Source organism: Aeromonas sp. 2HA2 (assembly GCF_029237345.1).
In the GTDB taxonomy this organism is placed as follows: Bacteria; Pseudomonadota; Gammaproteobacteria; order Enterobacterales; family Aeromonadaceae; genus Aeromonas; species Aeromonas salmonicida.
This window is the reverse complement of record NZ_JAACGB010000015.1, coordinates 83930-98678: the sequence shown is the minus strand read 5'-3', so window position 1 is coordinate 98678 and position 14749 is coordinate 83930. Positions and strand designations below refer to the sequence as shown.

Sequence of the window (14749 nt, the reverse complement as noted above, 5' to 3'; positions counted from 1 at the left end):
AGATGTGGTTCTGGGAAAAATACACCAGCCCGTGGAGCCTGTCTCAGGCAGGCATCCTCGGCATGAACAAGCGCAACCACTCCTACATCAGCCGCTACAACCCGCGTCGACTCTACCCGTTGGTGGATGACAAACTGCAGACCAAGCGCATAGCGCTGGATGCAGGTGTGACAGTGCCCGAGCTTATCGGCACCATCCGCGAGCAGCATGACGTTGGCCGCATTACCGAACTGGTAAAAGATTGGCCGGGCTTTTGTATCAAGCCGGCCCGTGGCTCCGGCGGCAAGGGGATCCTGGTGATCCTCCGCCAGGAAGAGGGTCTCTTCTTCAAACCGAATGGCAGCGCGTCTACCGGTCAGGATCTGGAGCGCCATGTCTCCAACATTCTGGCGGGGCTCTATTCCCTCGGCGGCAAGCCTGACGTGGCACTGGTAGAAGGCCTCATCAACTTTGATGATGTGTTCGACGGTTACTCGTTCGAAGGGGTGCCCGATGCACGGGTGATCATCTTCAAGGGCTTCCCTGTGATGGCCATGATGCGTCTCTCCACCGCCGCCTCCGACGGCAAGGCAAACCTGCACCAGGGCGCCGTGGGTGTGGGCCTGTGCCTGCGCACCGGCCGGGCGTTGCGGGCGGTACAGTTTGGCAATCCGCTGCGTCATCATCCGGATACCGGCCTCGATCTGTACGATCTCAAGGTGCCTCACTGGGATACCTTGCTGACGCTGGCAGCCTCCTGCTACGAGATGTCGGGTCTGGGTTACATAGGTACCGACATGGTGCTGGACAAGTTCCGCGGCCCCATGCTGCTGGAGCTCAACGCCCGTCCCGGCCTTGCCATCCAGATCGCCAACGGTCGCGGCCTGGTGCCCAATCTCAAGACCATCGAGAAGCTGGGTCAGGTCAAGATGAACGTGGAGCAGCGGGTCAGCTTCGCCAAGGATCACTTCGGTATCTTTGACGAGTAGCCCCTACCACCCTGATAGCAAAAGCGCGCCCCGAGGCGCGCTTTTTTATGGCTGGCATTCGGCCTTTTACATGATTTGGCTGGCGGCAGGCAGAAAAAAACCGATGCCTTGGCATCGGTTTTTCGGTATCCGGTACGCAGACCCGATTACAGGGAGGCAGCGTTCTCGGACAGGTACTTGGCAACGCCATCAGCAGACGCGGTCATGCCTTTTTTACCCTTCTCCCACTGGGCCGGGCACACTTCGCCATGCTCTTCGTGGAATTGCAGGGCATCGACCATGCGCAGCATCTCGTCGATGTTGCGGCCAAGGGGCAGATCGTTGACCACCTGATGACGCACCATGCCGTGGCTGTCGATCAGGAAGGAGCCACGGAAGGCCACACCGGCTTCCGGGTGCTCAACGTCATAGGCTTTGCAGATTTCGTGCTTCACGTCGGCGATCAGCGGGTATTTCACCTGACCGATACCGCCATCTTCCACCTTGGTGTTACGCCAGGCGTTGTGGGAGAACTGGGAATCGATGGAAACACCGATCACTTCCACACCGCGCTTCTGGAACTCTTCATAGCGGTGATCGAAGGCAATCAGCTCGGACGGACAGACGAAGGTGAAATCGAGGGGATAGAAGAACAGGACGGCTGCTTTGCCTTTGATGTGGGACGCCAGGTTGAAGGAGTCAACAATCTGGCCATTGCCCAGAACGGCAGCAGCGGTGAAATCAGGTGCGGGACGGCCTACCAATACCATATTCAATTCCTCATTATGTGAAGTGAACAATCCTGTCAGGATTGGGCTACCTAGAGCCAAGTCCGTCTAATTCAAGCGACAAACCCTATACCCAGTGGTAGATTAGTTAAATCAAATTAAATAGATAGCATTCATCGGGTTTTCCTATGCAACGTTGGCCCAGCCTGAAACAGCTGCAATATCTGGTCGCTCTCGACGAGCACAAGAACTTCAATCGCGCCGCCAAGGCCTGTCATGTCAGCCAGTCCACCCTGAGTACCGGGATCCAGACGCTGGAAGACATGATGAACCTGCAACTGGTGGAGCGGGACCACAAGAGCTTCATTATGACCCCGGTCGGCATGGAAATCGTCGAGCGAGCTCGCAATTTACTCTCGGACGCGCGAGATCTGATGGAGCTGGGGCAACATCAGGGCGGCGTCATGCACGGTACAGTCCGGCTCGGCTGCATCCCCACCATAGCCCCCTTCCTGCTCAGCAAGCTGCTGCAGGAGTGCGGCAAGGCTTATCCTGAACTGGAATTGTTGCTGCGTGAAGACACCACCACCAACCTGCTCAAGCAGCTGGAGCAGGGTCAGCTCGACTTGCTGATCCTGGCGTTGCCGGTGGAGATCGGCGGCTTCCACTGCAAGATGGTCGGCCAGGATCCCTTCCACATGGTGATGCCCGCCAGCATGGCGGCCGGTCTGCATACGCCGTTCGACTACAAGGAGCTGCCCAATCAGAGCATCTTCCTGCTGGAACGGGAGCACTGCCTCACCGAACATGCGGTCAGCGCCTGTCGGCTGCGGGACAAGAGCAAGATAAACCCCTTTGCCGCCACCAGCCTGCACACCCTGGTGCAGATGGTCGGTGCCGGGCTTGGCACCACCTTCCTGCCCCAGATGGCAATAGATTCCGGCATTCTCGACAACACCGACCTGGTGGCCATTCCCCTGCCGGGTGAAAAACCGTATCGCGAGATAGGCCTGGTGTGGCGCCCCAGCACCACACGGGTACAGACCTTCTACAAGCTGGCCGAGCTGCTCACTCCGCTCATCGAGCCCAAGACCTGAGTCACGTTCTGACCTACAAAAACGCCGGCAGCTTGCCGGCGTTTTCATTGGTTCAGACACATCGGCAGATCAGTTGCCGGCCGGAGGTCCGAAGATGCGGGTATAGGAGGTCAGGGTCCGTACGCTCACATCCGCCGGATTGCCATTCTCGTCATAGAGCGCCAGCTCACCGGTCTGCTTGTTGTGGCCGAGCAGCTGATGAGCACTCAGGTTGCTCAATGCATCGCTGTCCGCCTTCCACTCCCAGCGCTGGCCCAGACTCAGGCTGCAGCTCTGCAACTGGCCCAGGTTGTTGCCATCCAGGCAGCGACGGGTATCCAGCGCACTGACATAACGGCCGTACTGGTCATAGATAAAGGACTGGGCAGCCGAAGTCTCGTCACAGGTCACGGCGCTCAGGCCATGCTCGGCGCCGGCGCTCAGGCAACGGTTGTCAAAGCCCCCCAGCTGCAAGTTGACCGGGCGTCCGCCGGTGAATACCGGATGGTTCCAATCCACCTTGAAGCTGGTTGAGGCTGTCACCCGTCTGCGCTTGTCGACATCCTCGAACCCCTGGAAGGAGATATGCCCCCCCACCACGTAGTAGTGCTTGTAGATACCAGTGTAGATGGGGCGGATGTTGACCGAAGAGTCGATCTTGAACTCGGTACTGCCCGTCTCGTCGGGCGCCGCCTTGTAGATGACATCCAGATTCGGCACGAAGCCCTTGTAACTCAGCGGCTGGATGCGGTTGTGATCCACATCGTACCCCATGCCCCAGACGGTGGCGGTCTTGGAGGAGAGCAGTGACTCCGCCGTCGCGTATTGATCCCGCACCCAGCTGAAACTCACCTTCTGGGCACTCGGCGCCGAGCGTTCGACCCGATAATCCTGGGTGTTGTAGGCTAGCTGACGCTGCTGGCTGAACTTGGCTGACGCCTCCAGCTTGGCCTTGGGCCCATCCTTGTTCACTTCAACCCCGCCGGTCACCCCTACCTCGAAACCCGAGATCTCGCGATGCTCATACTTGCTGTTGAGGTTCGTCGGCAGACTCTTGAGCACAGCCGCCTTGGTGTTGGAAGCGTCGATGGTGAAGCGATAATCCTGGGCGATGGCATCGGTGGCATAGTCCCGCGCCCAGCCATCGAGCAGCAGATAATCTGCGATGTTCTCGCTCCAGGTGAGGTCCTCATTGAGCTGAATACCGGCACCTGCCGACTCGTCATCCAGCGAGATCCGCACTATCTTGGCATCCGGCGTAGCTGACCCCGTGTTGCCAAATTGCAGGGAGCGCTCCAGATTCACCCGATAGACCAGCGAGATGTTTGGCGAGTCACAAAAGAGGCGATCCCCCCGATCCCAGGTGCGTGAGCGCGGGAAGGTACACTCGCCATCGCTGATCTTGCGATTGACGTTGAGATAAAAAGCCACGTGAGGCAGGCCCGCTTCCGCCGTCGCGGTTTTCGTCAGGGAGCGCTTGTGGCGTTTTCCCTGCCCTGCCAGGGTGTCGATTCGCTCCATCACCTGATAGAAAGCAGGATCATCCGCGCCCCCCAGCGGGGTAAACAGCAGCTCCCCCTTGTAGGCGGAGACCAGCACCCAATTGGCATCAAACGAGATGCCTGCCAGCTGCTCCATGGCTTTTCTGGCCTGTTGCCGCTCGACCTTGTCAGTGATGCCGCTGAAATCGATGAAGATACGCTCCCCCTGCCCCAGCACACGCTCGCGCAACTGGTCACGGGTCAACGCCTTGGCGGCCTGTTGTTCATCCAGCCAGCTGCTGGCGTTGAGGTAGACGAGTCCCTGCTCCGATTGCAGGCTGGCCAGCATGGCGGTGCCCTGATCGGTGCGTTCACCTATGTCTTCGGCATGAACGCTGCCAGCCAGCAAGGCCAGCGCGAGCAGACTGAGGGCGGGAATATGAGTGACTAATTTGCGTGGTTTATTGTTTTTCATTGTTATCTCCTGATCGAATCCCGCCAGACTATTTCCCCATGCAGTGAAATAGCATAACCCTGTTATCAATGGTTATATGGAGGCGTTATTCTCTTTGCCAGCCAAGCTGTATCTTCCATTTTTTTCGCTGTGAATTAACAACGGATTGATGGGTGATATTTCATATGGCAGAGCAAGGACCGCAATGCAGTCCAGGGTGGACGACTCGGCGTTCGCCGATGCTATTACACGGTTGTCGCGCTCTGGTGTGCGCCCCATTTATGATGCGGGTGACATCGGTCATGAATCTCGCCATCACAGGTATGACATACTGGCCTGACTCATATGTCTATCGTGTCTGCCTTGCCTGTAACCCGGATTGCACGGGCGACAGGGTGCGAGGAAACACTGACTGCTATGGGCTGGCGATCATGATGCTGCCCTCCTCTTTGCTGGTGGAATTATTCCTCTGGCGCCATAATTAATCAATGCAAGCCAGGGGTTAATATTATTTACAGCCTGTTACAAAATAATCCCCTATATATCCAGCTTGATACTGTCATTTCCTCATTCAGGTAATCAGCATGACTATATATATTACGCAGGAGCATCATAACGAATTAACCTGAAATCAGAACGTGACACAGATCACGCAGTGACGTCAACAAGGATAATAATAAACTTATTTAAATCGGATTAGAATAAACGCGTTAATATTGAAATACTCATTCAAGTAAGCCGGATGACATTATTCAATTAGTGGTACTTGATGGTATAAATGAAATCCATACGACCCCCTTTATACTCGACATGCCTTGTTAAAATGGGTTTTATCACGGCCAAGGCTATGTTCGAGCCCCAAACCCCGTTTATGATGAGCAGGTTGTCGCATCGAGGGAGCCCCTATGGATTGCAAGTTACTGCTGCCCCTGCTGGCCCTGTTGCTGGCCGCCTGTTCCAGCACGCCCGAACCGCCGCCACCTCGTCAGAGCAGTGCCTTCGACAGCTTTTATCAGCAGTGGCGTGGTGTGCCCTATCGCATGGGCGGATCCAGCCGGACGGGCCTCGACTGCTCCGCCTTCACCCAGCTTGCCTACAGCCAGGTACTGGGTTTCAACCTGCCCAGAACCACAGAATCCCAGGCCAGTCTCGGCACGCCAGTCGATCGCTACCGGCTGCAACACGGGGATCTGGTCTTCTTCAAGACCGGCTGGCAGCAGTACCATGTCGGTGTCTATACCGGTGCCGGTGAGTTTATCCACGCCTCCACCAGCAAGGGCGTGATCCGCTCGCGCCTCGACAATGTCTACTGGAACAGCCGCTACTGGCAGGCTCGCCGCCTGACGCAGTGAGCCCCGCTCACCATGAGAAATGAGAAAGGCCCGTCACGGGCCTTTCTCATTGTCTGTGTGCCGACTCAGTGCTTGCGATGCCAGCGCGGCGAGGTGGCTTTCTCACCCCAGGGGGTCACGCATGGCAAGAGTGCCCCCTCGATCACCACATCGCTGCTGGCCAGCGCCTCGGCAATCTTCTGGTGCAGCACCCGCAACAGACGCCCCTCCTGCTCGGCCAGGGAGTGGCCCGCGGCAAAGAACTCGCGCTGATGTTGCAGTGCCAGCTTCTGGGCAAACTCATAGGTATTGAAGCAATCCGGCATCCGCTCGACCACATCATCAAGCCGGGCCAACAAGCTGTTCAGTTCCCTGGTCATATCGCTCACTCCTTGTAGGTTGATAACCAAAAACTACCCCTTATTGGATAAACCACCAACCCTCAAACCCTGAAAGTGTGGTGGGTCGCACAGTTAACAGGTGAGTCATCCGCGACCCTGTACCAAGCCAGATGAGATAACTTTACAGCCGGTTAACAAGCCGCTAGATTTAGACCGACCAATCAGTCGGTCAATTAACAAGCGGGGTAGGCCATGGACCTGGTTCAGTTGCAAGAGAGCACCACAGACAAGTTGTCGCTACCAAACAAGCTGGCCAGGCTCAGACAAGCCTGTCAGGCCAATCCCATGCCTGGCCTGAGTGAACGCAGAGCCCATCTGAATCAGCTCAAGCGCGCCCTGCTCGACCACAAGCAGCAACTGTGCGACGCCCTGGCCCGGGATTATGGCCAGCGCAGCGACTACGACAGCCTGATCGCCGATATCCTGCCCTGTGTCATGCAGATCAACTACACCCAGAAGCGGATCAAACGCTGGATGCGCCCTCATCGCCGCCATACCGGTCTGCTGCTGGCACCGGCCAGAGTCGAGGTGTTCTACCAGCCCCTTGGCGTAGTCGGCATCATAGTGCCTTGGAACTTCCCCGTGATGCTGAGCCTGGGACCTCTCATCAGCGCCATCGCCGCCGGCAACCGGGCCATGCTCAAGCTCTCCGAATTCACCCCTCACACCAATGCCGTGCTGCGCGAGCTGCTGGACGGCGTGTTCGACGAAGAGGAGGTGACGGTCGTCGAGGGGGATGCGCAAGTGGCCGCCGCGTTCAGCGCCCTCCCCTTCGATCACTTGCTGTTCACCGGCTCAACCGCAGTGGGCAAGCTGGTGATGGCCGCGGCCGCCCCCCAGCTCACCCCGCTCACCCTGGAGCTTGGCGGCAAGAGTCCCTGCCTTGTCGCTCCCGACATGCCCATCGCACTCGCGGTGGAACGGATGATCTTCGGCAAGAGCCTCAACGCCGGCCAGATCTGCGTGGCCCCCGACTATGTGTTGCTGCCACGGGGCCAGGAGCAGGCCTTCATCGAGGCCTATCGCAACCACTTTGCTCGCATTTATCCCAAGGGACTGGCCAGCCCGGATTACGGCTCCATCATCAATGGGCGCCAATATGAACGGATCACCGGCTGGCTGGCCGAGGCCGAACAGGCGGGTGCCCAGGTGCACCCCTGCGGCAACCCGGCCCGGGACGACATAGCCCACCGGCTGGTGCCCCATCTATTGACCGAGGTACCCAACCACTGTCAGGTGATGCAACAGGAGATCTTCGGCCCCCTGCTGCCGCTGGTGCCCTATGACAGCATCGACGAGGCACTCGCCTACATAGGTGCCCGCCCCCGCCCCCTCGCCTTCTATTTGATGAGCCTGGATCCGGCCCTGCAAGCCAGAGTAACCCGGGAGACCCACTCCGGCGGCATGGCCATCAACGAGAGCCTGTTCCAGGTGGCGGCCGATGATGTGCCCTTTGGCGGCATAGGTGCCTCCGGCATGGGCCACTACCACGGCCATGAAGGCTTTCTCACCTTCTCCAAGGCCAAAACCGTGCTCAGCCGTGGCAAATTCAGTACCGGCTCCCTGGTTCATCCCCCTTATCGGCGCTGGCACCAGCGGCTGATGATGGCACTGTTTTTACGCTAACCGCCCGTGACGAGGCCTGCATGAGCAAACCCATGACCGACAAACGCCGCCAGATCCTGGATGCCGCCCTTGCCCTGTGTGCCGAGGATGGGCTGCAAGGCGCCGCCACCGCCCGTATCGCCAAGACGGCAGGGGTGGCCAATGGCACCCTGTTTCACCACTTCCCCAGCAAGGAGGTGCTGATCCAGTGCCTCTATCAGGACATCAAACTGCGCCTCGGCGCCGCCATCACGGAGGCGGACGCCGCCCTGCCCCTGTGCGAGCAGGCCCGTCATTACTGGCAGCAAGCCATGCAGTGGATGCAGGCCCATCCCAACGAGCTCAAGTTCGTGCTGGGCTTCTTCCACTCTCCCCTGCTGGCGCGCTCCCTGCGCAGCCAGATCCTGAGCGAGACCTTGCGTTTTCTGCCGCAACTGCTGACCCAGGGCCAGGCCAGCGGGGTGCTGATGCAAGCCCCGCCGGCCCTGATGCTGGAGGTATGCCAGAGCCAGTTTCTGGCGTGCGCCTCCCTGTTTGTCGATCAACCTGAACTGGGGCAGGACGCCCACTGGCAAGCCAGTGCCTTCGCCCTCTTCTGGTCTGCCATCTCGGGAGTGAATCCTCATGCAAAACCGGACGCTTGAATCCCTGGCAGCCCTTGGCCGCCGTCTCTGGATCGCCACCCTGCTCTGGGTCATAGGGCGCACCCTGTGCCGCGCCGCCCGGGTCGATGAGGCGGTGCGGCGTGAACTCGCCCCTCTGCCCGACGGCCTCACCATACGGCTGGAGGTAGCGGGCCTCACCCAGGCGCTGATCATCCATAAAGCAGCTGGTCGCTGGCAATGCGGCGTACCAGCTCACGCCAGCGGCGATCTGCACCCGCTGCGGGTGCGCTTCAAACATCCGGGTATCGCCTTTCGTGCCCTCAGCTTTCGGCTCGGTGTCAATCAGGCGTTCAGTGAAAACCGCCTGCTGGTGGAAGGGGATCTCACCGTCGCCATGCACCTGGTACGGGCACTGGAGCAATTGCAGGCCCTGATCCTGCCCGCCTTCATAGCGCGGCCGCTGCTGCGCCACTATCCGAGCCCGCGCAACAAGCTGGCGCGTGCCTGCCACATCTACCTGGGTCTGCTGACCGGCTGAATAAAAGGATGAACAACATGAGTCGCTATTACGATTTCTTCTGTCCGGTCAAACTGATGGCGGGCGAGCAGGCGCTGGAACAGCTGGCTGGCGAATTGGCGGGTCTGGGGGCACGCCGTCCGCTGCTGCTCACTGACAAGGGGGTCAGCGGCACAGGGCTCGCCACCCTGCTGGCCAATGTGCTGGCCGAGGGGGAGCTGCCGGTCGCCGACATCTGGGACGAGATCCCGGCCGACTCCTCCACCGCCGTGGTGGAGAGGATCGCGGCCCGCTATCGGGAGCTCGAATGCGACAGCCTGGTGGCGCTGGGCGGCGGCTCCGTCATCGACACCGCCAAGGCGGTCAACATCCTCGCCTCCATGGGCGGGGATCGGCTGCTGGATTACGCCGGTGCAGGCTGTCTGACCAGGCCCCTGCAGCCACTGGCGGTGGTGCCCACCACGGCAGGTACGGGATCCGAGGTGACGCTGGTGGCAGTGATCAAGGATGAGGCGAGCGGGCGCAAAGTGCCCTTCACCTCCCCCTTCCTGCTGCCCCAGCTGGCGGTGCTGGATCCGCGCCTCACCCAGGGCTTGCCCCTCAACATCACGGCCGCCACCGCCATGGATGCCATGACCCACGCCATCGAGGCCTTCATCGGCAATGCCAAGAATCCGGTCAGCGACGCCCTGGCCCTGATGGCGATAGAGAAAATCGCCAACGCCTTGCCCAAGGTGCTGCAAAGCCCGCAGGACAAGCAGCTGCGGCTGCAACTGGCGGAAGGATCCACCCTGGCGGGGATGGCCTTTTCCAACTCCATGGTGGGGTTGGTGCATGCCCTCGGCCACAGCCTGGGGGCCCGCTGTCACCTGCCCCATGGTCTGTGCATGAACCTCTTCCTGCCGACCGTGCTCGACTACAACCGCCCAGGCATAGACCCTGAGCTGGCCCGCCTGCTGCTGCCCCTGGTCGGTGCCGAGCGCTTTGCGGCAACCCCGGCCACAGAACGGGCCCAGGCGGCCATCCAGGCGCTGTGCGCCCTGCGCGATAGCCTGTGGCAGGCGGTGAAGCTGCCGCGCACCTTGCGTGAGGCAGGCGTCACCGACAAGGGGTTGCTGCCCGAGATCCGGGATCTCGCCATCAATGACGGCGCCCTGCTCTATAACCGCAAGGATGCCGACCGGGCTCAACTGCTCGACCTGCTGGAACGGGCGTGGGAGTAATCAGGCTGAGGGCCACGCATCGCAGGGCCCTCAGTTACCAGCGGATGGTGGCACCGGCGCCGTAGTTGCCGCTCTCTTCAGGCGTTTTTTCGCGCCAGATGGACTCCTTGTTGCGGCGGATGGCCTCTTCCCGCTCCTGGTTGCGCTCCCAGACGGGTTTCATCTCATCCTGCGGCCGCTCATGTTTCTCCCCCTTGTGATCGATGACGGAGCAGTGCTTTTCGCCGCACTGGTAGGCGTAGGGTTCGACGGCGCAGCCTGTCAGGGCCAGGCTCAAACCAATAAGGGAAATGCTCAGAGAGGAAGGCAAGATCATGTGACGCTCCTGTTTGCATCGGTGACGAGAGGGCGCCGAGTGTCAAACAGGAGAGAGAGGGATTCAAACTTGCGAACAGGATGGATTGTTACAAGTTGTACATGAAGAAAATTATCAGCAAGGTACTGATTAATAACATCTTGGTGTCAGGAAGCACCGAGCGCCACGCTAGGTGGCCACCTGCTCTGGCGGCGTGAAGACCCCAGTGGAGAGGTAGCGGTCCCCCCGATCACAGATGATGGCCACCACCACCCCCTGCTTGATCTCTGACGCCACCCGCAGGGCACCGGCCACGGCACCACCTGAGCTGACTCCGCAGCAGATCCCCTCCTCCCGCGCCAGTCGGCGCATCATGACCAGCGCCTCCTCTTGCGTCACATCCAGCACCCGATCGACCCTTTGTGGCTCGAAGATGGCGGGCAGATAGGCTGCAGGCCAACGGCGAATGCCCGGGATCTGGCTCCCCTCTGCCGGTTGCAGGCCTATCACCTGCACCGCCGGGTTCTGCTCCTTCAGATAACGGGAGACCCCCATTATGGTGCCAGTGGTGCCCATGGCGGAGACGAAGTGAGTGACCGCCCCCTCGCTCTGGCGCCAAATTTCGGGGCCGGTCGACTGGTAGTGGGCATCCGAGTTGGCCGGGTTGTTGAACTGATCGAGCACCAGCCCCTCGCCGCGGGCCTCCATGGCCAGCGCCAGATCCCGCGCCTCTTCCATGCCGTTCTCCACCAGCACCAGCTCGGCGCCATAGGCCTGCATGGCATCTCGCCGCTCCTGGCTCATGGTACGCGGCATAATGAGCCGCATCCGGTAACCTCGCGCCGCCGCCACCATGGCAAGGGCGATGCCTGTGTTGCCGGAGGTGGCCTCGATGAGCCGGGCTCCCGGCAGCAAGCGACCGCTCGCTTCGGCGCTCTTGATGAGGTTCAGCGCCGGCCTGTCCTTGACCGAACCGGCAGGATTGTTGCCCTCCAGCTTTACCAGCAGGGTGACGTCGGGCCAGGGATTGATGCGGCTCAGCGCCAGCAGGGGGGTATTGCCAATCAGATCTTCCAGCGTGGCGAAGGCCATAATGGGATCCATCCTCTGTTAACTGTTCTATACCTTGGCTAGCGGGTATGCACCCGATGGGGTTCGCAGTGTAAGCGAGCCCGCACAGTTGGCAAAGGGTTGCCAACATGGTCAGATAGCCCCATCCCCCGTATCGAGGAGCAAGCATGAGCGAGATCATTCATCAGGCCAACCAGCAACAATTCATCTGTGTGGTGGATGGCAAGGAGTCCAGGCTGCGTTACCGCCGGCTCGATGCCAAGACCATAGATGCCTACAGCACCTTTGTCCCGCCAGAACTCAGGATACAGGGCATCGCCGATCAGCTGGCGCGCACCTTCTACGACTGGACCCAGGCCGAGGGGCTCACCATAGTGCCCAGCTGCAGCTACATAGACGTCTGGCTGCGCCGCAATGCAGGTTGAGGCGCTGGCCCCGTTGGCACTAGACGACGCTGACTTGAAAGCGCAGACAGAACGCCTGCTGCGGGCCGATCGCCAGCGGATGGCATGTTTGCAGGCCGCCGCCGAGCTGGCCCTGCCCGACTGGGCGCTGGGGGCCGGTTTTATCCGCAACCTCATCTGGGATCACCTGCACGGCAAAGCCGTACCTACCCCACTCAACGATATCGATCTCATCTACCTCGACCCCCTTGACCCGCAAGGGTTGGCAGAGTCTGAACATGAGCAGTGGCTGACGGCCCGCCTGCCCGGCCAGCGCTGGGAAGTGCGCAATCAGGCCCGGATGCACCAGCGCCAGCGGGTTTCCCCCTTTGTCAGCAGTCTGGAAGCCCTCAGCCACTGGGTGGAGGTACCTACCTGCATCGGGGTCAGGCTGCTGCCAGACGAGGAGTTCGAGTGGCTGGCCCCCTACGGTTTTGCCCACAACTGGTCCCTGCAGGTGAGTGCCAATCCGCGCTGTCGTCAGGAGAGCCTGGTGTTTGTGCAGCGCATCCAGGAAAAACGTTGGCTGAGCATCTGGCCTGACCTTGTAGTGAACTGGCCATAACCGCATTGCAATGTTTCGGCAACCTTGGGCACACTAGGGAAAAGCTGTTTGTAACTCAATGGGTTAAATAATGCGCGACTTCTTCTCTCTCGAACGCTGGCTACCGGGCCTCGCCGCCCTGCTGCAATACCAGCGGGCCTGGCTGATGCCGGATGTGCGCGCTGGACTGTCGGTGGCGGCCGTGGCGCTGCCCGTGGCCATCGCCTATGCCGAACTCGCCGGCGTGGGGCCCCTGGTTGGCCTCTACTCCTGCATACTGCCCATGCTGGTCTATGCCCTGTTTGGCACCTCCCGCCAGCTCATTGTCGGCCCGGATGCCGCTACCTGCGCCGTCATCGCCGCCGTGGTGACCCCGCTCGCCGCCGGTGATGCTACCCGCCACTGGCAACTGGTGATGACAATGACCGCCATGACAGGCTTCTGGTGCCTCATCGCCAGCCGCTTCAAGCTGGGGGTGCTGGCGGACTTTCTCTCCCGTCCCATACTGATGGGGCTGCTCAACGGGGTGGCCATCACCATCATGGTGGGGCAGCTCTCCAAGATCTTCGGATTTACCTTCGATGAGCGTTACCTCATAGAGCGGATCGCCAGCGGGGCCTACTACATCACTCAAACCCATCTGCCGACCCTGGCCATGAGCCTGACCGCCTTGCTCACCCTGCTGCTGGCCAAACGTTACAAGCCTGCCTGGCCCTCCTCCATGGTGGCCATGGTGGTGACAGCGGGACTGGTGTGGGCGCTCGATCTCGGCCAGTTCGGCATCGCCACCCTGGGCGCCATCGGCTCGGGCCTGCCCGCCTTCCAGATGCCGGAGTTTCCCCCCGGTCTGATGCGGGAACTGGTGCTGCCGGCGCTCAACCTGGCCATGGTGAGCTTCGTCTCCATGATGCTGACCGCCCGCAGCTTTGCCGCCAAGAACGGCTACGAGATCGATGCGGACAAGGAGTTTCGGGCCCTCGGCATGGCCAACCTGGCGGCGGCGGCCTCTCAGGGCTTTGCCATCAGCGGTGCGGATTCGCGCACCGCGGTCAACGACGCCAACGGCGGCAAGAGCCAGCTGGTCTCCATCATAGCCGCCGCCGTCATCGCCCTGGTCACCTTCTACCTGACGGCGCCGCTGCAATACATCCCCACCGCCGCCCTCGGCGTGGTGCTGGTGATGGCGTCTTTGTCCCTCACCGACTTTCGCGGCCTGTGGGCCCTGCGCCACTCAGACAGCGCCGCCTTCTGGCTGGCGCTCATCACCTTCATCAGCGTGCTGGCCATGGGGGTCATTCCGGGCATCACCCTCGCGGTGCTGCTGGGGCTGTTCCAGTTCCTGCGCAACGTGATGCGCCCCACCGACCAACTGCTCGGCATGGATGACGAAGGGGTAGTGCGCACCCTGGGGGACAACGAACAGGCCAAGGCCATTCCCGGCATCCTGGTCTATCGCTTCAACTCGCCGCTCACCTACTTCAACGCCCCCTACTTCAAACGGCGGGTATTGGCGCTGCTGGTGCAGGATCCCCACAATCCCAAATGCCTGGTGGTGGATGCGGTGGCCTGTTTCACCCATCAGGACATCAGCGTGATGAGCATGGTGGGGGAGCTGCACAGGGATCTGAAACGGCGCGGCATTCACATGGTGATGGCCGGTCGCCACGGCCAGATGAGCCAGTGGCTCAAGCAGGCGGGGATCCGGGTGGGCGACGAGGGTGTCATCCTCTGCCCCGACATGTATCAGGCGCTGCGCATGACCCGCTGCTACCGCGAGCCCGTGTTCAAGGATGACACCGTGGTGGAGAGCACCACGGACGCCATCCTCTCCCACTGGCCCCAGGATGATGCCCTGCCCGATTCGGCGCGCCTCACCTTGCCAAGCGAACAAGAAGCGGGCGCCACCCCGGCCTGATCCCGAGCGGGCCCTGCCCATGGCGGCAGGGCCCGCGCTCTCTTCCCCTGCTTGGTCACCGCCACGATTGCGCCTCGCCCCCGCTTGGTGTTAAATGCCCGTCCAGATGGCGC

General features: G+C 60.8%; 15 protein-coding genes. 10 read left to right on the top strand and 5 right to left on the bottom strand.

Annotated elements, in window-relative coordinates:
• The first annotated feature begins 2 nt into the window (after positions 1–2).
• The gene (locus tag GWQ29_RS17800; protein WP_021137922.1) at positions 3–968 is read left to right on the top strand and encodes an alpha-L-glutamate ligase-like protein; all 966 of its coding nucleotides are present in this window, start codon (positions 3–5) and stop codon (positions 966–968) included.
• Between the two features lie 146 nt (positions 969–1114).
• Here GWQ29_RS17800 and GWQ29_RS17795 read toward each other — a convergent pair whose 3' ends face one another.
• Positions 1115–1717, bottom strand: a complete 603-nt coding sequence (locus GWQ29_RS17795; RefSeq protein WP_005313082.1) for a peroxiredoxin C — start codon at positions 1715–1717, stop codon at positions 1115–1117.
• A 146-nt stretch (positions 1718–1863) separates the two neighbouring features.
• On the opposite strand from GWQ29_RS17795, the gene GWQ29_RS17790 reads away from it, so the two are divergent.
• Positions 1864–2772, top strand: coding sequence for a hydrogen peroxide-inducible genes activator (locus GWQ29_RS17790; protein ID WP_005313062.1), 909 nt, complete (start codon positions 1864–1866; stop codon positions 2770–2772).
• A gap of 69 nt (positions 2773–2841) precedes the next feature.
• Here the strand turns inward: GWQ29_RS17790 and ahh1 are convergent, their stop codons facing one another.
• Entirely contained in the window at positions 2842–4707 is a 1866-nt protein-coding gene (ahh1, locus tag GWQ29_RS17785) for a hemolysin Ahh1 (RefSeq protein WP_275919975.1), read from the bottom strand.
• Between the two features lie 884 nt (positions 4708–5591).
• Between ahh1 and GWQ29_RS17780 the strand changes: the two genes are divergently transcribed.
• Complete coding sequence (locus tag GWQ29_RS17780) at positions 5592–6038, top strand: NlpC/P60 family protein (protein ID WP_111589139.1); 447 nt, start codon at positions 5592–5594, stop codon at positions 6036–6038.
• Positions 6039–6103: 65 nt separating this feature from the next.
• Here GWQ29_RS17780 and GWQ29_RS17775 read toward each other — a convergent pair whose 3' ends face one another.
• Positions 6104–6397: a hypothetical protein gene (locus tag GWQ29_RS17775; protein WP_005313055.1), complete on the bottom strand. Its 294-nt coding sequence runs from the start codon at positions 6395–6397 to the stop codon at positions 6104–6106.
• 213 nt (positions 6398–6610) lie between these two features.
• Between GWQ29_RS17775 and GWQ29_RS17770 the strand changes: the two genes are divergently transcribed.
• From GWQ29_RS17770 to GWQ29_RS17755, 4 genes are read left to right on the top strand one after another with little or no spacing between them, the layout of a single operon-like run.
• Positions 6611–8044 carry a coniferyl aldehyde dehydrogenase gene (locus GWQ29_RS17770; RefSeq protein WP_275919974.1) on the top strand — a complete coding sequence of 478 codons (1434 nt, stop codon included), beginning with the start codon at positions 6611–6613 and terminating at the stop codon, positions 8042–8044.
• 20 nt (positions 8045–8064) lie between these two features.
• Positions 8065–8667 carry a TetR/AcrR family transcriptional regulator gene (locus GWQ29_RS17765; protein WP_275919973.1) on the top strand — a complete coding sequence of 201 codons (603 nt, stop codon included), beginning with the start codon at positions 8065–8067 and terminating at the stop codon, positions 8665–8667.
• A complete protein-coding gene (locus GWQ29_RS17760) occupies positions 8648–9166 on the top strand; it encodes an SCP2 sterol-binding domain-containing protein (RefSeq protein ID WP_265461232.1) in 519 nt (172 codons plus the stop codon). The genes GWQ29_RS17765 and GWQ29_RS17760 overlap by 20 nt, the downstream gene beginning before the upstream one ends.
• A 17-nt stretch (positions 9167–9183) precedes the next feature.
• Entirely contained in the window at positions 9184–10368 is a 1185-nt protein-coding gene (locus GWQ29_RS17755) for an iron-containing alcohol dehydrogenase (protein ID WP_111589136.1), read from the top strand.
• A 34-nt stretch (positions 10369–10402) separates the two neighbouring features.
• Here the strand turns inward: GWQ29_RS17755 and GWQ29_RS17750 are convergent, their stop codons facing one another.
• Both GWQ29_RS17750 and cysM read right to left on the bottom strand, forming a co-directional pair.
• The gene (locus tag GWQ29_RS17750; RefSeq protein ID WP_059112574.1) at positions 10403–10684 is read right to left on the bottom strand and encodes a hypothetical protein; all 282 of its coding nucleotides are present in this window, start codon (positions 10682–10684) and stop codon (positions 10403–10405) included.
• 168 nt (positions 10685–10852) lie between these two features.
• Positions 10853–11767: a cysteine synthase CysM gene (gene cysM, locus GWQ29_RS17745; RefSeq protein ID WP_275919972.1), complete on the bottom strand. Its 915-nt coding sequence runs from the start codon at positions 11765–11767 to the stop codon at positions 10853–10855.
• A 134-nt stretch (positions 11768–11901) separates the two neighbouring features.
• Between cysM and GWQ29_RS17740 the strand changes: the two genes are divergently transcribed.
• The 3 genes from GWQ29_RS17740 (at position 11902) to GWQ29_RS17730 (ending at position 14636) form a co-directional block, all read left to right on the top strand.
• On the top strand, positions 11902–12159 hold the full coding sequence (locus GWQ29_RS17740) for a GNAT family N-acetyltransferase (RefSeq protein WP_005313036.1): 258 nt from the start codon (positions 11902–11904) through the stop codon (positions 12157–12159).
• On the top strand, positions 12149–12742 hold the full coding sequence (locus GWQ29_RS17735; protein WP_275919971.1) for a nucleotidyltransferase family protein: 594 nt from the start codon (positions 12149–12151) through the stop codon (positions 12740–12742). The genes GWQ29_RS17740 and GWQ29_RS17735 overlap by 11 nt, the downstream gene beginning before the upstream one ends.
• A gap of 70 nt (positions 12743–12812) precedes the next feature.
• Positions 12813–14636: a SulP family inorganic anion transporter gene (locus GWQ29_RS17730; protein WP_275919970.1), complete on the top strand. Its 1824-nt coding sequence runs from the start codon at positions 12813–12815 to the stop codon at positions 14634–14636.
• Positions 14637–14749 lie beyond the last annotated feature (113 nt).